Source organism: Pseudomonas sp. TUM25319 (genome assembly GCF_056388475.1).
Genome location: NZ_CM150751.1, coordinates 2424979 through 2445440 on the forward strand (window position 1 = coordinate 2424979; position 20462 = coordinate 2445440).

A 20462-nucleotide genomic window follows, 5' to 3' on the forward strand; every position below is an offset into this window, starting at 1 on the left:
CGTTGCTTCACTTCAAGCGGTTGGAAAGAAATTGCTGCAGGCGCTCGCTTCGGGGCTGATCGAGGATATCCGCGCTTCCCTGTTCCTCGACCCGACCCTGGTGCAGGAACAGCACCTGGCTGGACACCTGGCGGGCAAAGCCCATCTCGTGGGTGACCATGAGCATGGTACGACCTTCCTCGGCCAGCGTCTGTATGACCTTGAGGACTTCCCCTACAAGCTCTGGATCAAGGGCTGATGTGGGTTCATCGAACAGGATGATCTCTGGCTCCATCGCCAGGGCCCGGGCGATGGCGACCCGCTGCTGCTGGCCGCCGGACAGGAATGCCGGGTACTGATCGGCGGCGCGGGCTGGCAGGCCGACCTTGTCCAGATAGGTCCGGGCGCGAGCCTCGGCTTCCTTCTGGCTGACCCCCAGCACCCGGCGTGGCGCCAGGGTGATGTTCTCCAGCACGGTCATGTGGCTCCACAGGTTGAAGTGCTGGAATACCATGGCCAGGCGCGTGCGCAGGTTCTGCAACTGGGCCGGATGGGGGCCGCGGCCCTGGCGCATCTCGATGGTCTGGTCATCGAGGGTGATGGCGCCGGCGTCCGGCTGTTCGAGGAAGTTGATGCAGCGCAGCATGGTGCTCTTGCCCGAGCCGCTGGCGCCGATCAGGCTGATCACGTCGCCCTTGCGTGCCTGCAGCGAGACGCCCTTGAGCACCTGGTGGTCGCCGTAGCTCTTGTGCAGCGCCTCGACCGTCAGCTTGATCGCGGCGCTGTTGACGGAGGCGCAAGTGGAGGTTTGAGGGGCAGCGAAAGAGGATTGCATCGACAAGGCGTGTGCGGAAGTGGTCATGGGTCAGCCTCGGGAAGGAACGAGAAAACGCATCCAGCGTCGTTCAGCCAGGCGGAACAGTCCGACCAGCGCGAAGGACAGTGACATGTACAGCAGGGCGGCGATACCGAAGGCCTGGAAGGTCAGGAAGGTCGCGGCGTTGGCGTCGCGGGCGACTTTCAGGATGTCGGCGATGGTCGCGGTGAAGGCCAGCGAGGTGGCATGCAGCATCAGGATCAGTTCGTTGCTGTAGGCCGGCAGCGAACGGCGCAGGGCCGCCGGCAGGATCACGAACAGGTTGAGCTTCCAGCCGTACAGACCGTAGGCCTGGGCCGCCTCGATCTCGCCATGGGGAATGTTGCGGATGGCCCCGGCGAAGATCTCCACGGTGTAGGCGCAGGTGTTCAGCACGAAGGCCAGCAGGGTGCAGTTCAGCGCGTTGCGGAAGAAGCGGTCGAGCATTTCGTGGTCGCGTACCACTTCCAGGCCGTAGAGCCCGGTGTAGCAGATCAGCAACTGGATATACAGCGGCGTGCCACGGAACAGGTAGGTGTAGAACTCCACCGGCCAGCGCAGCCAGACCTTGCGCGACACCCGTGCCAACGCCAGCGGCAGCGACAGGAAGAATCCGGCGACCATGGTCACGATGAACAGCCACAACGTCATTGCCAGCCCGGACAGCCCGGCACCGTCGTTGTACAGGTAGGCCAGGCCGTATTCCTGGATCAGTTCGATCATGATGCGAGCCCTTTGATGCCGGTGTTGTAGCGCCGCTCCAGGCGTTTGAACAGGCGGTTGGAGAGGGTGGTGATGAGCAGGTAGACCAGCCCGGCAATGATCAGGAAATACAGGACGTTATTGGTGCTCTTGCCGGCGTTCTGCGCGGCTTTCACCAGATCGGCGAGGCCGATGATGGACACCAGCGCCGTGGACTTGAGCAGCACCAGCCAGTTGTTGCCCAGACCCGGCAGGGCGAAGCGCATCAGTTGCGGGAACAGCACCAGGCGAAACCGCTGGGCGCGGCTCAGGCCGTAGGCAGTGGCGGCCTCCAGTTGCCCGGCGGGCACGGCGAGGATGGCGCCGCGGAAGTTCTCGGTGAAGTAGGCGCCGTAGATGAAGCCCAGGGTCAGTACGCCGGCGGTGAAAGGATCGATCTCGAAGTAGCCCCAGCCCATCCACTCGGTGAAGTCGTTGAGCCAGATCTGGAAGGTGTAGAAGATCAGCAGGATCAGTACCAGGTCGGGCACGCTGCGGATCAGGGTGGTGTAGAGCGTGGCGGGCACTCGCAACAGGCGCAGCGAGGACAGCTTGGCGCTGGCGCCGATCAGGCCCAGCACCAGGCTCAGCAACAGCGACAGCAACGCCAGCTTGAGGGTCATCCAGGTGCCTTGCGCCAACAGCGGGCCGAAGCCCTGCAGGCTCAGGGCCTGCAAGCCGACAGAGTGAAGGAAGTCGTTCACGGGGAAAATCTCGGTGGGCGCTCGTGGAGCGATGGCCCGGCAGTGGCTGCCCGGCCATCGACGGGCGGGTTACTCGTTGTAGATGTCCAGGTCGCCGACGTACTTCTGCTGGATCCTGGCAAAGGTGCCATCGGCCAGTACCGCGGCGATGCCTTTGTTGATCAGGGCCTTGAGTTCGGCGTCGTTCTTGCGGATGCCCATGGCGATGTCCAGCGGCAGGGTCGGGTCCTTGATCGCCGGGCCGCTCTGGAAGTCGGCGCCTTCGGGCTTGGTGAGGAAGTTGAGCTGCGCTTCGAGCTTGTCGGTGACGGTGGCGTCGAGGCGGCCGTTGATCAGGTCGGCGTAGTTCTGGTCCTGGGCCTGGTAGGCCTTGACCGTGGCGCCCAGCGGCGACAGTTTGGCGCGGGCATAGGCTTCCTGCAGCGAGCCTTGCAGCACGCCGACGGTCTTGCCCTTGAGCGACTCCGGTGTATCGCCGAAGCCTGCGCCCTTGCGGGTGATGATCGAGGTCGGGCTGAGGAACAGCCGGTCACTGAAGTCGATCTGTTTCAGGCGCGCTGGCGTCACGGCCATGGACGACATGATGGCGTCGAACTTGCGTGCGCGCAGGGCCGGGATCATGCCGTCGAATTCGTTGTGCACCCAGGTGCATTTGACTTCCAGCTTGGCGCAGATCGCATTGCCCAGCTCGATGTCGAAGCCTTGCAGGCTGCCATCGGCGGCGACGGATTCGAAGGGCGGGTATTCGGGGAAGACGCCGAAGCGGATTTCTTTCCATTCCTGGGCCTGGGCCACGCTGGCGCAGAGGGGCAGGAGCAGGACACCGAGAAGCTTTCGCAGCGAAGTCATAGGAATTGGTCCCTTTGTTTTGTAGTTGATGTAGGGCAGTAGAACGCTTCGTGGGCCTTGGCCTTGTGGTCTTGTAGTGACTCTTCGGTCGGGGCTCAGAATGCGCGATGGCAGCGATTTTTTTGTGTCGTTTGGGCCGGCGCTGGCTACCGGAATATGCTGTTAGTGCGGCGTGTCACAGCCGATTCTGTCGAGGCACCTCCTGTTTTGGCTTCGTCACAGCGTTTTCCGATCCGCCGCGCCCCTGGAGCGGCGGATACGGCTGTGTCAGGCGCGTTTCTTCTGCACCGCGGCTACTGCCGGTTGCAGCAGCGCGTAGAGGTCTTTCGGGTCTTTCAGATCCGGCACCAGTCCGATTTCGCTGCCGATGTCCAGTACCCTGGCGACGTCCAGTACGTAGCGCAGCGCCGAATAGTCCTCGATGGCGAAGCCCACGGAGTCGAACAGGGTCACCTGCTCCGCGCTTTCACGGCCGGTGATTTCGCCGTTCACCACCTGCCAGAACTCGGTCACCGGGGAGTCGGCGGGCATCTGCTGGATCTCGCCTTCGATGCGGCTCTGGGGCTCGTATTCGACGATCACCCGGGCGCGCTCGACGATGTCGCGGTGCAGCTCGGTCTTGCCGGGGCAGTCGCCGCCCACGGCATTGAGGTGCATGCCGGGCTCGATCATGTCCGCGGTGAGGATGGTGGCGTAGGCCTTGTCGGCGGTCACTGTGGTGACGATGTCGGCGCCGCGTACCGCTTCGGCCACGGAGCCGGCGGTGACCAGACGGATGCCTGGATACGCCGACAGGTTGGCGGCGAGCTTGGCGCTGGCCTTGGCATCGATGTCGTACAGGCGAATCTCTTCGATGCCCAGCAGGGTGTGGAAGGCGATGGCCTGGAACTCGCTCTGCGAGCCGTTGCCGATCAGCGCCATGCTGCGGCTGTCCGGACGCGCCAGGTAGCGTGCGGCCAGGGCCGAGGTGGCGGCGGTGCGGATCGCGGTGGTCAGGGTCATTTCGCTGAGCAGCAGCGGCCTGCCGGTATCGACGTCGCCCAAGGCACCGAACGCCATCACGGTAAGCATGCCGCGGTGGGTATTCTTCGGATGGCCGTTGACGTATTTGAAGGCGTAGAGGTTGGCGTCGGAGGCCGGCATCAGTTCGATCACGCCGTCTGGCGAGTGGTTGGCCACCCGCGCGCATTTCTCGAAGTCGTTCCAGCGCAGGTAATCCTCGCGGATGTACTCGGCCATTTCTTCCAGGCAGGTGGTCAGGCCCTTGCGGGCAACCAGGCGGCTCAGGTCGGTCACGTCGATATAGCGGGTCATGGGGGCTCTCCTTCTTGTCGTCGTCGGGGTCAGTTGCGAACGGGCAGGTGCACTTCGGCGAGCATGCAGCGTGCGCTGCCGCCGCCGATGCGTTCGATATGATCGATGTTCACCACCACCGGATGGCTGTGGCGCTCGGCCTGGCGGCGCTGGCCGGCATCGAGGGTGTTCCAGGCACTGCGCGACATCACCAGCAGCGGCTGGCCCTGCTTGTCGTGGACTTCGAGCATGTTGCCGGCGAAGCCTTCGAGCTGGTCGAAGTCCAGGCCGAGGATGTCCTTGCCGGTGTCGCGCAGGCTGTGTTCCAGGGTGCGGCGCTCGGTGGCGTCGGGCAGGGCGTCGAGACACACCACCGCCAGGTTGCGCCCCACGCTCATCATCACGTTGCTGTGATAGATCGGTGCCTGGTGGCGATCGACGGCGTGGAACACGCACAGGCGGTAATCCATGTGCTCGGCGAACTGGCGCAGGGCCTCGCCATGGGTGCGGCCGGAGTGGCAGGCGTAGCTGATGCGGTGTTCGCGGTCCAGCACCATGCTGCCGGTGCCTTCGAGGAAGATGCTCTGCTCCTCCAGCGGGCTGAGGTCGATGGTCTTGTGGATGGCGAAGCGCTCATCCAGCGCGCGCAGCACGCCCTTGTCGCGTTCCAGGCGACGGTTCTGGCCTTCCATCGGATAGAGCACCAGGCTGCCGTCGGCGTGGCTGCTCCACCAGTTGTTGGGGAAGATCGAGTCGGGCGTGTGGGGCGCCGGGGTGTCCTGTACCACCAGCACCTCGACGCCATGCTGGCGCAGGGTATCGACATAGCCGTCGAACTCTTCCAGCGCTTTCTGCTGCGCCATCTCGGCATCCAGCACGGGTTTCTGGAAGCGGTTGTTGACCGCGGTATCCGGGTTGAAGGCGAACCGCGCCGGGCGGATCATCAGGACGGTATTGGTGGTTTGCATCGGGCACGCATCCAGGGGTTGGCTGTGCGTCCATTGTCCTCCCGATGCGCTTGCAATCCCGGCTGAAGCACGCGAGGCGCCCAGCCGGGATAGCTGAAACCGGCAGGGTTGCAGCCGATTCGGCTGTCACGCTTCAGTCGTTCATGGCCCTCAGTTGGCGGGCCAGTTCCAGGGCGGTACGGGCGCTGTGTTCACCGGCCACCAGATGGGTGAAGGGCAGGTCGATCATGCGGTTCTCTCGTACCGCCCGCAGGTGCGAGAGGGCCGGATGCCTGCGCAGGTAGGCGCGTTTTGCGGTGGCGCGGGACCAGACCGCGTCGGCGAGGATGATCACGTCCGGATTCTTCAGCAGCAGTGTCTCGGGATCGACGGTGACGCCGTGCAGGTCGAGGTCGGCGAGGATGTTGCGCCCGCCGGCAGCGGCGATCAGTTCGCTGATGAAGCCCTTGCCGCCACTGCTTTCCAGGCCGCGGGTCTCGCTGTCGAGGTAGAACACCGAGACCGGTTGGCGATGGCCGGCGAGTTGCCGGGCCTGGCGCAGGTCTTCTTGTTGGGCGGCGATCAATTGCTCGGCCCGGGCATCGTGCCCCAGCAGATGACCGAGGCTGCGCAGGTCATCCGCGATGGCGGCGAAGCCGGAAGCGGGTTGCGGCGTGCAGGCATTTTCCAGCAGGTAGCTGGCGATGCCGCGGCGGGCAAGGTCGGCGCGGGGACCGATACCGTCGCCCTCGCGAAGGGCGCTGGCGAAGCCGCCGACGACGAAGTCGAACTGCCCGGCATAGAACACCTCTCGCGATGGGTAGCGGCGCGACAGCAGCGGGACGCCGCGATAACGGTTTTCCAGCAGCGAGCCGGCATCGTCATCTATATAGCTGACCGCTGCCGGCGTGACGTCCAGCGCCAGCAGCAGATCGGCGGCATGCTGGTTGAGGGCGAGGATGCGTTGGGGTGGTTGTGCGAGCGTCCGGCGCTCGCCGCAGTTGTGGTAATCGAGGGCATGGGCGGTGCTGGCGACAAGGCTGAGCAGAAGCAGCGAGAGGAGGCGTTGCATCAGCTGTCTCCGTTCAGCAACAGCTCGCTGACCGGGCGGCCGTCGAGCAGGTGTTCACGGACCAGGCGGCGGGCGTCGTCATGGCTGGCGATGCGGTACCAGCAGCGATCGGGATAGACCGTCGCCACGGGCCCTAGGTTGCAGGGAAACTGACAGTGAGTGCGGGTCAGCAGCACGCCGCCGACGGTTTCCATGCGGCCGGCGGCCAGCAATTCGTTGCGCACGGTTTTCCACAGCTGCAGGGCGCCGCGCTGGGTACAACGCGGGCCGGTACACAGCATCACATGGCGGGCATGGTCGGGGATGACCGACCACTCGGGTTTGCTCGGAATGTCCTGTTCTTGCATGGGCGTCTCCTTGGCGCAGCGGGGCGCGCGACGGCACCCCGCGACAGGCATCAGAAGCTGTAGGTGTAACGAACCTCGGCGGTGAGCGGCCGGCCCAGGTTGCTGACCTTGCGCGCGCCACTGTCCATGCTGGTGGTGTAATTGCGGTCCAGCAGGTTCTCCAGCAACAGGCTCAGGCGGTGCTCGCGCCGGGCGTCGAGGTAGCGCCAGGCATCGGCATCCACCACGGTGTAGTGGCCGTAGTCGATGTCTCGTGGGCTGATCACGCTGCCAACGTAGCGGACTGCGGTACCGGCACCCCACAGGCGGTCGGCGGACTCGTAGCCAAGGCGACTGCGGGCGAAGTAGTCGGGGATGTTGTTGAGGGTCGCGCCATTGCGTGATTCGGTGAGGTTGCGGGTCATGTCCGCCTGCAATTGCCAGCGGTCGCTGAGCTGGATCCGGCCATCGAGCTCGAAGCCCCGCACCCTGATCTCGCCGTCACCGTTGACCCATTGGGTATCAACGATAGCGATCAGGTCCTGGATACGGCGATGGAACAGCGTGCCGCTGACGCTCCAGGGCTGGCCGTCGAGCAGGTTGCTGTAGTCCAGGCCCAGTTCGGCGTTGCGGCTTTTCTCCGGCTTGAGGTTGGGGTTGCCCATCGAGTCGCCCGGCTCGTTCACGTACAACTGCTCCGCGCTGGGCAGCTTGTAGGCGGTGCCGAACTGGCCACGCAGCTTGAGGCGGTCGGTGAGGTCGTAGAGCGAGGTGAGCATGCCCACGGTCGCGCTGTCGCCGCCGCTCAGGTGCTCGCGGCGTACGCCGATGCTTGGATGCCAGTCGGGCAGGGCAGCGATTTCCGGGCGCAGTTGCACATACAGCGCGTGCGCCTCGGCCTGGTTGTTGTCGATCTGCCAGACATCGTCCTTGCCCTTGAACCACTGGTTGTCGCTGCCGAACACCAGGGTATGACCGCCGGGCAGTACGGCGGTGCCTTCGGCTTGTACGCCCCAGTCGCTGAAGCCCCAGTAGTCGTTGTGGTTGAGCACCCGGGTGCTGCCGTCGGTGTTGTTGTAGGTGCGGTTGTAGAGCGTGTCCCAATCGTTCATGTGGCCTTTGACGAAGTAGCTGAAGCGCTCGTCGAGGTGCTGTTCGAAGGTGGCCGTGGCGATCTGCTGGACACGGTCGTTGGTGGTGTTGCGGTTGGCGTCGGGACGCAGGAAGTCGAGGCTGGCGGCGCTGTATTGGTAGAAAAGTTCGAGGCGACTGTCGTTGGCAAAGCTCTGCGCGGCCTTGGCGCCGAAGGTGTTGACCTCGTAGCTGCGCTTCCTGTCGCTGACCGTCGCGGTCATCTGGCTGTTGCGGTAGGGCTGGTAGCCTTCGGAAATGTTGTGGCTCACGTACGCCAGCAGGCCGAGGTCGCCCAGGTCGTTGCTGAAGATCCGCTCGATACGTGCGTCGCCATTGCGCCCGGCGAAGCTGTCCACACCCAGGTTGACCTGGCCGGACGGATCGCGGGACTGCGCGTTGCGGGTGACGATGTTGATCACACCGGATACCGCCTGGGTGCCGAACAGCAGGCTCTGCCCGCCCTTGAGCACTTCGATGCGCTCGATGGCGGCAGCCGGCAGGGTGTCGATGTAGATGCCGCCGTAGAGACGGTTATTCAGGCGCACGCCGTCGAGCATGATCAGTGTGTCGTCGTTGCGCCCGCCCAGCAGCGAGTAGGTGCCGTAGTCGAACGGGCCTTGCTTGGGTGCCACGTAGAGGCCGGGGACGAACATCTGCAGGACGCGGGTGATGTCGGCGCTGGGGCCGGCGCGTTCGATCTGCTCGCGTTCGACGATCTCGACCTTGCTGCCGAAGCGGGCCATCTGGGCGATGGTGTCCGATTCTACCGGTGGCGCCGAGACGAATTGCTGATCGAGGTTTACCGCTGCCGCGAGAGCGCCGGTATTGCCGCCCAGCAGGCAGCCGATCAGTGGAAGGTAACGTGTATTCATTGACTTCTCGAAAAGGACTTTCGGGAAGCGCACAGGAGGGTGCTGGCGAACGCGCGCCAGTCTACCGGCTCGTGCCCGCCCACCGCAGGTTTGCCAAAAAGACTGATCGCGTCCGTGCCACAGTCGTGACGTTCCAGGCCGGTCTCCGGGCTTGCGAGTATCGAGGCGTTCGCCTTCCCATGCCTGGGCACAGTGGCTTGTTGAACGCTTCACTCGCTTACCGTTGCGGGGGCAGCGCCGGACTTGTCATGAGAGACGCACCGGCTTCCCGTTTCACCTGCCGCGCGGCGGCGGCAGACACCTGAAACGGGCGGCATCTGACCACCGGGACGACCGTTCGTCAACCGATGAGGGCCAATTGCCATTTCCCAGGCATAAAAAAACGGCACCTTGCGGGTGCCGTTTTCGGGAGCGTCCTGCGTGTTACTTGTGCAGTTCTTCCGCCGCGTACAGGGTGTTCTCCAGCAGGCAGGCGCGGGTCATGGGGCCGACGCCGCCCGGGACCGGCGTGATCCAGCCGGCGCGGGGCAGGGCGGTCTCGTAGACCACATCGCCAACCAGCTTGCCGTCTTCCTGGCGGTTGATGCCGACGTCGATGACGATGGCGCCTTCCTTGATCCACTCACCCTTGACCAGGCCCGGCTTGCCGGCGGCGACCACCACCAGGTCGGCGCGACCGACGTGGCCAGCCAGATCCTTGGTGAAACGGTGGGTGACGGTCACGGTGCAACCGGCCAGCAGCAGTTCCATGGCCATCGGGCGACCGACGATGTTGGAAGCGCCGACCACTACGGCGTTCATGCCGTAGAGATCCTGGCCGGTGCTTTGCAGCAGGGTCATGATGCCTTTCGGGGTGCAGGGACGCAGCAGCGGGATGCGCTGGGCCAGGCGGCCGATGTTGTAGGGGTGGAATCCGTCGACGTCCTTGTCCGGGCGAATGCGCTCCAGCAGCAGGGAGGCGTCCAGGTGGGCCGGCAACGGCAGTTGCAGCAGGATGCCGTCGATGTTCGCATCATCGTTGAGACGGTCGATCAGGTCGGTCAGCTCTTGCTGGGAGGTACTGCTGGGCAGGTCGAACGCCTGGGAAATGAAGCCGACTTCTTCGCAGTCCTTGCGCTTGTGCGAAACATAGACTTGAGAGGCGGGGTCGTTGCCAACCAGGATCACCGCCAGGCCGGGGGTCCGCAGACCTTGCTGGCGACGTTCCACGACACGTTTGGCGATCTGCTGGCGCAGGCTGGCGGCGATCGCCTTGCCGTCGATAAGTTGTGCAGTCATGACGGGTGATTAACCATCGAGAGGAAAAAAAAGAGCGCGCATTCTCGCATGACGGCGGCGCAGGGCAAAGGCGCTTGGTCCGGCAATTCCCCTAAGCCCTTCAATAAAATGAATTTTTTTGAGAAAAGAGTTGACGATCCCGCCGGTCGTCTATAGGATTCGCCTCACTTGTCGGGCAGGGCCTAGCACTGGTTAGCAAGGTCGGGCAGAATAAGCGGATTTTTTAGCTTGTTCAGTACGGCTAAAAGTTAATTTGTAATCCTAAGTGAAAGCAGATTAAATATGCGCCCGTAGCTCAGCTGGATAGAGCATCCGCCTTCTAAGCGGATGGTCGCAGGTTCGAGTCCTGCCGGGTGCGCCAATCAAGGGCAGCTTTGGCACAAGTCAGTAATGCAATATGGTGGACGTAGCTCAGTTGGTAGAGCGCAGGATTGTGATTCCTGTGGTCGAGGGTTCGATTCCCTTCGTCCACCCCATATTCCAAAAGGCGCCTGATGAAAATCTGGCGCCTTTGCTTTAAATGCTTCACGCGGACGTGGTGAAATTGGTAGACACACTGGATTTAGGTTCCAGCGGCGCAAGCTGTAAGAGTTCGAGTCTCTTCGTCCGCACCATCTAAGCGTCTGTTTTCAAAGGGTTTTATCCCAGCGACCTCTTAAATGGGAGCGAACTGGGAACACTTTGGGAATCGCAACGCAAAAAAAGGCAGCCTCATAGGGCTGCCTTTTTCATTTCCGGACCTCGGTTTCCTCACAGCCGAAGCGCGTGCTCCAGCATGCCGATCATGTCCGGCCCATCCTGGTGAATCCATTTCCCATAGTGCTTCCAGATCATCGCCGTCGAGGTGTGCCCCATCTGGTCCGCAATCCAATCCAGCGGCACCACGCCGGTGCTCAGCGTCTGGCTCGCGTAAGTGTGCCGGCAGTTGTTCGGGCCGCGGTACCGCACGCCGACTTTCTCCAGATGCCCCCGCCACCAGGTCTTCACCAGCACGTCAGAACTCGTCCAGGCCGCGTTGGTGGTGGTCTTGTGGAAGACGAAGCGCAGCTTCTGCCGCTTGACCGTCCGGTTGTCGCGATCGGTGACGTCGACTTCCACCGCCGGCCGGCCCCTGGTGAAGCGGATCTGCGCCCGGAGCGCGTCCAGCGCAGGCTTTATCAGCCGCACCTCTCGTGTCGATCGTCGGGTCTTGGTCACCCTGTAGTTGCTGCGGACCTGCGACCGGCGGAACTTCACGGCGCCTGTTTCGAGGTCTACGTCTTCCCAGGCCAGTGATATCGCTTCCGAAACCCGCGCCCCGGTCCACATCATGAACTGGATGAGGTTGACCTCCTGCTCGTAGTCCAGGTCCTCGCCCAGGATGAGATCGATCTCGCTGCGCTCGAACGGGTCGGGATCATCCGCATCAGGGAGCCGCACGGTGATTCCCTCGGTGGGGTCGTGGGCAGTCTTGTTCCTGGTGCGGTACAGCGTGAAGATTTGCCGGACGATGCTGAGGATCTCCCGGACTGTCTTGTTGTGCAGCACAGGCATCAGCGTTTTCTGAATCCAGGTCTGTAGATCGAGGTGGTCGATCTGGTCGGCCTGGCGGTGCCCCCACATCGGCCGGATGTGGTTCTTCACCTTGCTCGCGTAGGCCAGGAATCCCGAGGTGGCCATCTCGTTGCGCTTGATGTCGAGCCACAGGTCGATGAAGTGGCCGAAGGTGTTGCTTTTGACCCTGGGCGAGTCAGGGAAGTGGCGGGCGTAGCTGAATGTCCCTGCCTGGATCTCGTAGTTGATGATCCCGACGAGGCGCTCAGCGTTGGCAATGCTGCCGGGCGAGGCGTCACCGGGGATGGTCTCCCGGCACAGCTCGCCTTGGTAACGGAAATACACGCGGACACGGTTGCCGCGTACTTCGACTCCATCAGCCATTGAATTTCACTCACGAACGAAGAAACGGCCCAGTGTATGGGCCGTTGTAAGAGTTGGCCTGTTGCCAGGCCTAGAAGGTTGCCGCATCAGTTCTTGATGCGAAGCAAGGCCACCGGCTATCCGTGGCAGAACCCGGCGAGCCCGGTGAACCACCACCAGGTTTCCTGAGCGGCCATGAATCCGAGGCCGCTACAGAATCCGAAGGTGATCGCGAGCTTTGCCGCGCATCGAAACGTCATTGGTCGTCCCCTGACTGGTGTCCCGGATGGGTGAAGGTTGTCAGAGTGGTCGGCAGCTCTCGCTGATGTTGCACCAGGAGTGAAGGATCCAGGTTCAGCTTTTTCGCCAGCGCTTCCGCGGCCTGTCGGGCGCTGATGGTGTTGCTGGCTGTCAGTTTCTGGCCTTTCATGGTCGCCACATAAGTACCGGTGGTGTATCGGCAACGGATCTCAACGGCCACGGCAGCCCCCTCGTAGCGCTCGCTTGGCCTCAACGTTGGCCATGTAGGCCTCCCATGCGGAAGACTGTTTCTCCTGGCGGATCTTGCTGCACTTCTGATGGTTGCCGGTGGAGCGCGACCGGTTGCACACATCGCAATGGTTCGGCAGATCCAGCGAGTGGGTGGCCAGCCGTTGGCGGGTTTGCTCAGTCATTGGACGTCTCCCCTGCGAAGCCACTTTCTTGGAGATCTTTCGCATGGGATGAGCGTGCCCACTCAACGCCCAGGCTCCACGCCTCTTCGAAGGAGTCAGCGTATAGCCATGCTGTTTTCATGTGTCCAAAGGAAGAGCTATAGGACGTGGCGCTGGTGTACCGGCGGCGTGGGGTGCCGAACTGGACGCCAAATCCATGCAGCCCCGCACGGTCGGCCTCATAGGCGTTCTCCGCGAGCACTTGTCGGTTATGGTCGGCTTGATCTTCATAATCCTCTTTCTCCCATCCGGGTGCCGACAGGACGACTGACAGTGCTTCCAACGACGGATGCCGAACCGGTCGGTCAAGCAGTACCTCCAGAAATGACTCCAGAGGCTCGTCTAGGCTCGTAGTGTCTAGTTCCTCTGTCGCCAGGACAGAAGCCATGTCGACGATTTGCAGGGTGCGCAGTTCAAGGTCATAGGCCTCTTCACTGCGTTTGGGCCGGCTGCAAATGGGAATCCAAGACTCTGGCAGGGCCAGTTCGAGTTTTCCGTCATCGGCCATTTGGAAATTGCCAGTGTCCAACGGGATCTGGCGACCGTTGATGATTGCGACCAGGTCGCAATCATCGGCCTCGATCTGCCGTTGGACAGTCGAGACACGTTGAGAAAGCATGCGGAGGGAGAAAGGCTTGCTTGTGTTAGCCTGTTTACCGCCTGCTTCCGGGGTTTCTACTTGCATGTGGTTTCTCCTTGGGGTTGGTCGGCGCCGGGGAGTTGCAGCTCCTCGGCACCATCTTTCTGGTTACTTCAGGCGGTATTGTTTGCCGTCATCGATGACGTACAGATCCACATCGCGCATGCGATACACCCCGCCTATCCCTCCGTGCACCACGAAGTTGTCGTAAGGCGGCTTACCCACGACGACGGGGAAGAGTTGGTCGCTCTGGTGGGAGTACTCGCTGTTCTTCTTGATCCGGGCATGGATCTGCTGGCCTGCACCCTTGCAACCTGCTGGCCCGTGCGCCGCTTCGAACCCGAGCCAGGCGGCACGGGTTTCCATGTTGAGGAAGTTGCCTTCGGCATCGAGCTTCATGTCATAGCCGCGATCCTGGGCCCAGAGCTGGAACCCCAGCGCGATGTTCAATGCATCCAGGTCGCTCATGCTGCACCCCCAACTTTCGCCATGCGGGCGGCTTCGTATTCACTGGGCAGAATCTCGATCGCTCCAGCGATCCAGCCGGCGGATGGCTTGCGCGCTGCGACATTGGCCTCGTGAGCGGCCTGGTCAATGCTGAAGCCGAGCAGGAAATAGGCGATGCCTTGAAACTCGAACTTAACCCCGCCGGACAACAACAGGTTTCCAGTGTTGATGCCGAGGCGGCTCCAGTAGGGGTGGATGTTCAGCCGGGGAGGGCGGTGTTCAGCCCACTGCGCGTGCAGTTGTTCGTGTTGGGCACGGATCTGAGCACGCTCCTCCTTGCTCAACCCCTTCGGGATCGAGGCGCTCTGGCGCAGGGAGCGATACCCGTGGTCGTCTGGACGCTTCCAATGAACGTCCAAGGCGCGATCGGCCGGGAGGTTGATACCACCGGCAAAGTGGGATTCCAGGCAACGCATCGGAGCAACCTTGCCTCCGAATACATTCCCCAGGACCAGTAGTTGCTGATGAAATTGGTCACGCGCTTGGAAGTACTCCTGGACGATCGCCACCACAGTGGCGTCCTCCGATTTGTAGTAGTGCTGCATGTGGTTTCTCCTTGTTGTCGCCATGCCGGGGAGTTGCAGCTCCGCCGGCGATGCGTCTGGTCGGGGGGTTAAAACTGGATGTCGGCGTTGCCGGCCGCCATGTCGTGGATGGTGCGAATCGCGTTGGACGCCACGTCCTCAGGGAGGCCGAAGGCGTCCACCAAGGTGTGCACCAAGCTGATCAATTGGGCGTGGTTCTTCGCCTCGCGTCTGGACAGGGCTTTGCCGAGGTCTTCCGCCATGGTGTTGATGTGCTTTTCGATCCCGCCCAGGTGGTAGATCATCTGGCGCCATGCGGTCGGATCGAGCGACAGCAGATCGTGGCTACCGGCCGGGCGTTGTCGCAGAACCTGTTCCGCGAGCTTCACTGACCCGACGAGGCTTTTCAGATCGATGGGCAGTTCGACTGTCCTCCCTTGGAGAGCAGGTCGTTCGCCGCGCTCGGCAACCATTACCAGGCTGCGAGTAAACGGCTTGTCCGGGGGCGCCGGAATAGCCCTGTAGGAGGTCGAGTGCAAGGTGCAGTTGTTGAACATAGGCTTCAACATGGCCCAGTCGTCGAAGCGAGTACCGGGACTCTCCATCTTTGTGAGAACAAGCGGTAGGTTGGTGTTAACGAACAACGAGCGCCTCAGTTCAAGCGGCATGTATTGGGCGTTGGCGATACCCTCTGCTCTCTCGAATCCGGATAGAACGGCAAGGGTCTCCAGCAGATCTCTGGAATCCAGCGCGTGAGAGCTCGCGGGGACGATCCGCAGGAATGGATACGACTGCTGCATGTCTCGAATCTCAACTGCATTTCGAGCGCCTACCCACCAGGCCATAGCAATCACGCCGCTGGTGCCGAAGGCGGTGATGAAGTGGGTGAGCCATTCTGGGGTGTGCTTTTGCATGTGGTTTCTCCTTCAGCAGGCCCAGCGTTGCAGCGCCAGGCCTGATCGATCAGTGGTTAAAGTTGTCGCAGCGCACCACGGCGCAGATGCGCAGGTCGTTCGGCCAGTCATGCTGGAGTTGTTCCAGGTGATGAATCTGCCTCTCGCTGCATTCATCGATGCAGATCAGCGCAGCCCCGTCGCCGGCCTGTTGAATCACCTGCCTTGCAAGGGCTTCAGGGGTGCAGAAAATGCCGCGCAGGATCTTGTGCTTCGGCGTGGTACTTCCCTTGTGAAGCTCGAACAGGCGAATAGATCCAGCGACTGGTTCACCCCGAACTACGTTTAGTTGCATGTGGTTTCTCCTTGGAGTTGTGCCCGGCGTTGCAGCGCCAGGACGGTTCAGCCGGCCTTGAAGGTCCAGCACTTGACGGTTGTAGGCCGTAGGTTTGCGGCTGTTGTACGGGTGTTGAATACAGCGCGCACGGCGCTGTCGACGGCGCGATTGGCGTCGACGAAGGGGCGCGATTTGCTATTGCGCAGCAGCGTGCGCAGGGTCGAGACGTCGGCCAGCTTTTGCTTGTGCTCGGCCGCACGCTCACAGAATTCGTTGAGGTGGATGGCGATCAGCTCGGCGTTCTTGCTGTGGTTCACCACCGGTTCGTCACTGAGCGACTGCAGGTAGTCGAATACCTCCCAGAACTCGGCGACTTCCTTCGGATCAGAGTTCACCGCGTGCTGTCGGGCGATGGCCATGCAGCGCAGCTCTCGCAGGGTGCCTTCGTGCTGGCGGTCGTCCATGGGCACCACCAGGCGCAGCGCGTCCACCAGGGCCATCATCTGGGCGTGGTTTTTGATGATCCGTTCGATGCGGATCTCCCGCAGTTCGCGCAGGGCCTTTTCGTGGACTTTGACCTGCGTGCGGAACGTTTCCATTACCTTCTGCTCTGCCTTGGCGGCCATCAGCAGGAAGTGACTCACCTCGCTGGCTTGCAGGTGGTTGAGGTTGTCCGCTGCGGCCCGGCTGTCGCTGGTGACCTCCGGGCGGACGAAGTGCAGCTTCACGATCCGGGTGAGGATCGCTTCCGACGCAACCACTGAGGCGTTCTGGCTGAACACCAGGGCGGACCGGAAGGGCGGGGCATTGGTATCGTTTCCGCCGTTCTTCACGCCGGTCAGGCCCAGGCCGCGGCCGTTGAACAGGGGTTTGAACTGGTCGAAGTCGAACGACTTTGCCATGCCGGTTTCAGCGTCGCTCCGGTCCGCTTCCAGCATGACCACCGGCATTCCCGAGGTCTGGCTGAGCCACCGGCGCAGGCCTGCCTTGGTCATCTTGATCGGGTCGTCGCCTTCCTCGTCCTGTCGGCCGAGCAGCTTCCACAGGAACATGAGCAAGGTGGACTTGCCGGCACCAGCCTCGCCGGTCACCTCAAGGAAGGGGAAGGACTGGAACTCAGCGCGGATCTGCTCGGCGAACAATGAGCCGAACCAGTAGGCGAGCGCTATCACTCCTTGAGTGTGGAAACAGGTCCACAGCCACCTGAACCAGTCTGGCCGGTATTCAGATGCGTCCTGGTTGATCTCCAGTCGGATCGACTTCTGCAGCGTCTTGAGTCGCAGGCCTTTGAACTCGAAATAGTCCTCGGCGTTGGCCTTCTCCAGCACACCACTACGAACGGCCAGATCGCCGAACACATAGCACCCGTGCTCCTTGCTGTAGCCGACGTAGTCGATGGTCTTGACGGTCTTCAGCCCGAATAGTTGGTGCTGCATGATCCGATCGAGCTGGGAGCTTGAGCCAGTGAAGTAGGCGCCGGCGCCCATTCCCACGAGCCGCTTCTTGAACTCGCTGGCTGTGGTGACCTGGCCACCGGTGAAGGTATTCAGCACGCTCGGTTCATCGTGCGGGAAGTCGACCCGGAAGTAGTACCAGGATTCGTCGGTGACTTCGTTGCGCTGGAAATAGAGCGCCTGCGGGTAGCAGTTGGCGATCTCTACCACCATGCCGCACTGGCGCATGGCCTTGTCGCGGAGCTGGCGATCGTTCAGCAACTGGTTGTCGTGACTGTCGGAGTCCTTGAGCTGTTGAATGGCCTTGGTCAGCTTCTCCAGATCCATCTTGAACCAGTACAGGCGGTTCTCGAACGAGAAGTGAAACTCGTGGCGCTCGCGCCATTCGTACATCAGAACGCCTTTCTCCGATGCGCTTTCCGCCAGCAGCAGGCTGCCGTGGTAGCGAACCTCGCGCAGATCCCGATCAATGCGCTCCTGGCGCTTCTCCTCGTCGATGAAGCCCCAGCGTTGGTGCAGATCGTTCCAGTCCACCTTGCGGCCGCGCTGGGGGATCTGTGCGGCCTCCACGGTGAAGCCCAATTCACGGGCCAAGGCAGCATGCTTTCGGGTGAAGTAGTGCGCGCCGGGCTCGTTATCCAGCGCCCAGATCAGCTTCGGCAATTTCTTGCCAGCTTCGGTTCTCAGCTTGACCAGAGCCTTGAGCGATTCCGCCGGGTAGTAGCCCGATCCCATGGCCGATACCGAGTCCAGCCCGTTATGCAGCAGGCCGATGGCGTCGAAAATTCCCTCGGTGATCCACAGTTCGTCCACCTCCAGCAAGTCCACGGATGGCGGGCACCACCAGTAGCCAGCCGGCGACTGGCCGGGAGCGAAGCGTGCTTTCTTCTTGCCGAAGCGATGGGGCTGGTCGATCAGGCGTTCCCAGTAGCCACCTTTCTCCAGGGCAAAGCGGACAGTTGCGCTGCCGATGGCCAGATCGCGATCCCAGTAGTTTTCCTGCGTGTACCAGCCTTTCACCTGGCCGAGGTCGAAGCCTCGGGCGAACTGCATGTAGGCATCGGCCGACGCCTTCGGAGACTCGGCAGTAGACGGATAGCGCTTGCTGTAGTCCTCGAACAGATCCTCGAACAGCTCTTTGACGTGCCACTGCTCGCCACATTTGCTCTCGCGGCCACACTTGATGAACCAGGGCTCGTCCTGGCGGGAGTACAGCTCTTTCTTCCCGCAGCTCGGGCAGGTGCCCTTGCGTAGGTACTGGGTGCCCGCCATGGGCTTGAGGCCAAACTCGTCCTGCAGGCGACGAAGCACCTCGTCGCGCAGTTTCTGTTCCATGGGCTTGCGGTTCACTGGTCGCGCTCCGCCAGACGCTTCTCCAGCTCGCGTCGTGTCCGGGTGATCCCGGCCAAATGCGGCACGTCCCGCATCACCTGCGGGCCCCGTTCTCCGCTTGGCACATTCCGATAGCGGTCGGAGTACCAGACGTCGGCCATGGTGCTTTTGTACTGGCTGTCGAGCCACTGCAGGTAGTGCTTCGCCTGCTCCTGGTTGAGGTCCAGTTGAATGGTGATGTTGGTCATGTCGGCCACCAATTGAGTGCAGTTTCCCCTTACCCACGCGAATGCAGGCATGGCTCAGGGGGAGATTCGGGTTACTTCGGGGTGTTGCGAGAGGTCTGCAGGCGGGCGGGCAGGAAGCGCGCCGGCACCGGGTACCGCTGTTGTGTTCGCGTATCCAGGAACAACAGCGTGGGCCGGAAGGCGCCGCTGGCGGGATGAACGCCCAGCAGCGTCAGCCGCTTGCTGGTCATGCCTTCGAATTGGCCGACCGCCAGCTCGGCGATCCGTTGCACCAGGTGGGATGGCACTTCGAGCGACTGGCTCAGGTAGCGCTGGCAGTTTTCCAACACCTGGTGATCCCCGGTGAGGTGTTCGCCGCGATGGCGCAGCAGAAACGCGACGGCGGCTTCCTGCATGGCAGCGCGGTAGTCGGTGGCGGGGTTCTCGGTGAGTGCGACGTTCATACGGGTACGACCTCCATTTCCAGTTGATCCAGCAAATCGGGTTGATCGTCGGCCGACTTCATCGCCTGGCGTCGCATGGCGATCGGCGCCACCGGCAGCTTGACAGTGGGGTTCGGCATGCCGCTGGGGCTCATTTCGTGAGTCATTTCGAACAAGGCACGCACGGCCCAGCCGCAGGCCTCGTTCGCGCACTGCAGGTACGCGGTTCGCAGGAAGATGTGGCGTCCCTCACTGGTGCGGATGCGCATCTTGCTGTTGCAGTGCGGGCAGACAAGTTTGTAGGTGCTCACTGGTTGCCCCCTTCGGCAGGTGGGCTGTGTAGCTGGATGGTCGCGGTGATCTCGGCGGTGCGCGCCGCCATGTACCTGGTGTGCGCCTCCATGATGATCTGCGCTTCGGCCTGCTCGATTACGCCGTCTTCCAGCGACTTGGCGATGATCTGGTCGACGATGCCGCGCTTGGCGTCGGTCTTCACCGAGCGCCGGTAAAGCTCGACGTTGTCCAGGTCCTCTGGCTTCACCAGTGGAACAAACATGCCGCCGTACATCTTCGCGATGAACTCGGGCAGATGCGTGGTGCCGGCGTCCGTTTCCAGCAGGTGGATCTGGTCGTAAGCCAGCGGCCGGCTGCCAGCGTTCTCATAGACGCGGTTGTCGAATTGCTTCAGCTCATAACCCAGCCGAGGGGCGGCACACTCGCGGCCACCGGGATAGGCGCATACCACGGCGCTCACAACCTGGCGTAGGGTCTCTAGAACGGGACGTTTCATGTTCTGGTTTCCTCCTTGAGCCAGGGGGCTTAGCTTGCTTCGGTCTGCTTGATTCCGAGCAGCACTGCTGCCCGATGGGATTCGCCACGCAGACACTTTTTCTGGCCGTTCAGAACTGCATACACAGTGGAGGGGGTGAGGCCGTGTTGCAGAGCCCAGTCTTTTGCCGAGATTCCTTGTTGTGCCAAGCGGGCGCGAGCTCGTTGGCATGCTTGCTCGGTGGGGTATGTGTTCGGCATAGTTTCGTTTCGTGTGGTTTCGTGTGATAGCAGGCTCAGATTATTCAACGTTTGTTGAATCGTCAATAGGTGGGGTTCCGTTTTGTTGAATATCGGCGAAAGGCTGAGAGAAGAGCGCGCCCGTTTGGGCTACAACCAAGCCGACTTTGCCGCGATCGCTGGAGTGGCGAAGACTTCACAGTTCAATTACGAAAAAGGTGAGCGCAGTCCAGACGCTGAGTACCTTGCTGCGGTCGCGGGAAGGGGCGTTGATGTGCTGTACGTTGTGACAGGACACCGAACGCCGGCGGCCGCCGATGGGTTCAACGCTGAGGAGGTTCGGCTTGTGAGTCGCTACCGGCAGATGGCACCTGAAGGGAAGGCCACGCTGGACAGCGTCAGCGAAGCACTGGCCACATTTAAGGGATAACCGGCAG

The 20462-nt window shown here is 62.1% G+C and carries 25 protein-coding genes, 3 tRNA genes and 1 riboswitch; of the genes, 4 read left to right on the plus strand and 24 right to left on the minus strand.

From position 1 onward, the window contains the following. Positions 1 to 7: 7 nt before the first annotated feature. The 10 genes from AC05QJ_RS11460 to folD form a co-directional block, all read right to left on the minus strand. Entirely contained in the window at positions 8 to 841 is an 834-nt protein-coding gene (locus tag AC05QJ_RS11460) for an ABC transporter ATP-binding protein (RefSeq protein WP_476746965.1), read from the minus strand. A 3-nt stretch (positions 842 to 844) separates the two neighbouring features. Continuing rightward, on the minus strand, positions 845 to 1558 hold the full coding sequence (locus AC05QJ_RS11465; protein ID WP_476746966.1) for an ABC transporter permease: 714 nt from the start codon (positions 1556 to 1558) through the stop codon (positions 845 to 847). Continuing rightward, positions 1555 to 2280 (minus strand): ABC transporter permease, encoded by a 726-nt coding sequence (locus AC05QJ_RS11470; RefSeq protein WP_476746967.1) that lies wholly within the window; start codon positions 2278 to 2280, stop codon positions 1555 to 1557. The genes AC05QJ_RS11465 and AC05QJ_RS11470 overlap by 4 nt, the downstream gene beginning before the upstream one ends. 69 nt (positions 2281 to 2349) lie before the next feature. After that, positions 2350 to 3129, minus strand: a complete 780-nt coding sequence (locus AC05QJ_RS11475; protein WP_476746968.1) for an ABC transporter substrate-binding protein — start codon at positions 3127 to 3129, stop codon at positions 2350 to 2352. Positions 3130 to 3396: 267 nt separating this feature from the next. Next, complete coding sequence (locus AC05QJ_RS11480; protein WP_476746969.1) at positions 3397 to 4443, minus strand: ornithine cyclodeaminase; 1047 nt, start codon at positions 4441 to 4443, stop codon at positions 3397 to 3399. Positions 4444 to 4472: 29 nt separating this feature from the next. Then, the gene (gene ctlX / locus AC05QJ_RS11485; RefSeq protein WP_476746970.1) at positions 4473 to 5390 is read right to left on the minus strand and encodes a citrulline utilization hydrolase CtlX; all 918 of its coding nucleotides are present in this window, start codon (positions 5388 to 5390) and stop codon (positions 4473 to 4475) included. 133 nt (positions 5391 to 5523) lie between these two features. Continuing rightward, positions 5524 to 6441, minus strand: coding sequence for an ABC transporter substrate-binding protein (locus tag AC05QJ_RS11490; RefSeq protein ID WP_476746971.1), 918 nt, complete (start codon positions 6439 to 6441; stop codon positions 5524 to 5526). Then, positions 6441 to 6788: a (2Fe-2S) ferredoxin domain-containing protein gene (locus tag AC05QJ_RS11495; protein ID WP_476746972.1), complete on the minus strand. Its 348-nt coding sequence runs from the start codon at positions 6786 to 6788 to the stop codon at positions 6441 to 6443. The genes AC05QJ_RS11490 and AC05QJ_RS11495 overlap by 1 nt, the downstream gene beginning before the upstream one ends. Before the next feature lie 50 nt (positions 6789 to 6838). After that, entirely contained in the window at positions 6839 to 8773 is a 1935-nt protein-coding gene (locus AC05QJ_RS11500) for a TonB-dependent receptor plug domain-containing protein (protein ID WP_476746973.1), read from the minus strand. Positions 8774 to 8892: 119 nt separating this feature from the next. Then, positions 8893 to 9093: riboswitch (cobalamin riboswitch) on the minus strand. A 103-nt stretch (positions 9094 to 9196) separates the two neighbouring features. Continuing rightward, positions 9197 to 10051, minus strand: a complete 855-nt coding sequence (gene folD / locus AC05QJ_RS11505) for a bifunctional methylenetetrahydrofolate dehydrogenase/methenyltetrahydrofolate cyclohydrolase FolD (protein WP_476746974.1) — start codon at positions 10049 to 10051, stop codon at positions 9197 to 9199. A 284-nt stretch (positions 10052 to 10335) separates the two neighbouring features. Here folD and AC05QJ_RS11510 point away from each other — a divergent pair. The 3 genes from AC05QJ_RS11510 to AC05QJ_RS11520 all read left to right on the plus strand — a co-directional run bounded on the left by AC05QJ_RS11510 (position 10336) and on the right by AC05QJ_RS11520 (position 10665). Continuing rightward, a tRNA-Arg gene (locus tag AC05QJ_RS11510) sits at positions 10336 to 10412 on the plus strand. A gap of 39 nt (positions 10413 to 10451) precedes the next feature. Then, a tRNA-His gene (locus tag AC05QJ_RS11515) sits at positions 10452 to 10527 on the plus strand. Between the two features lie 53 nt (positions 10528 to 10580). Then, positions 10581 to 10665, plus strand: a tRNA-Leu gene (locus AC05QJ_RS11520). Positions 10666 to 10801: 136 nt separating this feature from the next. Here the strand turns inward: AC05QJ_RS11520 and AC05QJ_RS11525 are convergent. From AC05QJ_RS11525 to AC05QJ_RS11590, 14 genes are all read right to left on the minus strand, one after another. Continuing rightward, complete coding sequence (locus AC05QJ_RS11525; RefSeq protein ID WP_476746975.1) at positions 10802 to 11968, minus strand: Arm DNA-binding domain-containing protein; 1167 nt, start codon at positions 11966 to 11968, stop codon at positions 10802 to 10804. A 235-nt stretch (positions 11969 to 12203) separates the two neighbouring features. Further along, on the minus strand, positions 12204 to 12428 hold the full coding sequence (locus tag AC05QJ_RS11530; RefSeq protein WP_476746976.1) for a hypothetical protein: 225 nt from the start codon (positions 12426 to 12428) through the stop codon (positions 12204 to 12206). Further along, on the minus strand, positions 12418 to 12621 hold the full coding sequence (locus tag AC05QJ_RS11535) for a hypothetical protein (protein WP_476746977.1): 204 nt from the start codon (positions 12619 to 12621) through the stop codon (positions 12418 to 12420). The genes AC05QJ_RS11530 and AC05QJ_RS11535 overlap by 11 nt, the downstream gene beginning before the upstream one ends. Beyond that, on the minus strand, positions 12614 to 13345 hold the full coding sequence (locus AC05QJ_RS11540; RefSeq protein WP_476746978.1) for a hypothetical protein: 732 nt from the start codon (positions 13343 to 13345) through the stop codon (positions 12614 to 12616). The genes AC05QJ_RS11535 and AC05QJ_RS11540 overlap by 8 nt, the downstream gene beginning before the upstream one ends. Positions 13346 to 13408: 63 nt before the next feature. After that, the gene (locus tag AC05QJ_RS11545; RefSeq protein WP_476746979.1) at positions 13409 to 13768 is read right to left on the minus strand and encodes a hypothetical protein; all 360 of its coding nucleotides are present in this window, start codon (positions 13766 to 13768) and stop codon (positions 13409 to 13411) included. After that, positions 13765 to 14352 (minus strand): hypothetical protein, encoded by a 588-nt coding sequence (locus AC05QJ_RS11550; RefSeq protein WP_476746980.1) that lies wholly within the window; start codon positions 14350 to 14352, stop codon positions 13765 to 13767. The genes AC05QJ_RS11545 and AC05QJ_RS11550 overlap by 4 nt, the downstream gene beginning before the upstream one ends. A gap of 68 nt (positions 14353 to 14420) precedes the next feature. Next, entirely contained in the window at positions 14421 to 15245 is an 825-nt protein-coding gene (locus AC05QJ_RS11555; protein ID WP_476746981.1) for a hypothetical protein, read from the minus strand. 49 nt (positions 15246 to 15294) lie between these two features. Continuing rightward, positions 15295 to 15579 (minus strand): hypothetical protein, encoded by a 285-nt coding sequence (locus tag AC05QJ_RS11560; protein ID WP_476746982.1) that lies wholly within the window; start codon positions 15577 to 15579, stop codon positions 15295 to 15297. A gap of 47 nt (positions 15580 to 15626) precedes the next feature. Beyond that, the gene (locus tag AC05QJ_RS11565) at positions 15627 to 18350 is read right to left on the minus strand and encodes a toprim domain-containing protein (RefSeq protein ID WP_476747915.1); all 2724 of its coding nucleotides are present in this window, start codon (positions 18348 to 18350) and stop codon (positions 15627 to 15629) included. Between the two features lie 11 nt (positions 18351 to 18361). After that, positions 18362 to 18595: a hypothetical protein gene (locus tag AC05QJ_RS11570; RefSeq protein WP_476746983.1), complete on the minus strand. Its 234-nt coding sequence runs from the start codon at positions 18593 to 18595 to the stop codon at positions 18362 to 18364. A gap of 71 nt (positions 18596 to 18666) precedes the next feature. Continuing rightward, positions 18667 to 19038: a hypothetical protein gene (locus AC05QJ_RS11575; RefSeq protein WP_476746984.1), complete on the minus strand. Its 372-nt coding sequence runs from the start codon at positions 19036 to 19038 to the stop codon at positions 18667 to 18669. Then, a complete protein-coding gene (locus AC05QJ_RS11580) occupies positions 19035 to 19328 on the minus strand; it encodes an Ogr/Delta-like zinc finger protein (RefSeq protein WP_476746985.1) in 294 nt (97 codons plus the stop codon). Before AC05QJ_RS11580 ends, AC05QJ_RS11575 begins: the two co-directional genes overlap by 4 nt. Continuing rightward, positions 19325 to 19807 (minus strand): YmfL family putative regulatory protein, encoded by a 483-nt coding sequence (locus tag AC05QJ_RS11585; protein ID WP_476746986.1) that lies wholly within the window; start codon positions 19805 to 19807, stop codon positions 19325 to 19327. Before AC05QJ_RS11585 ends, AC05QJ_RS11580 begins: the two co-directional genes overlap by 4 nt. A gap of 29 nt (positions 19808 to 19836) precedes the next feature. Continuing rightward, on the minus strand, positions 19837 to 20046 hold the full coding sequence (locus AC05QJ_RS11590) for a DNA-binding protein (RefSeq protein ID WP_476747916.1): 210 nt from the start codon (positions 20044 to 20046) through the stop codon (positions 19837 to 19839). 85 nt (positions 20047 to 20131) lie between these two features. Between AC05QJ_RS11590 and AC05QJ_RS11595 the strand changes: the two genes are divergently transcribed. Next, complete coding sequence (locus AC05QJ_RS11595; protein ID WP_476746987.1) at positions 20132 to 20455, plus strand: helix-turn-helix domain-containing protein; 324 nt, start codon at positions 20132 to 20134, stop codon at positions 20453 to 20455. Positions 20456 to 20462 lie beyond the last annotated feature (7 nt).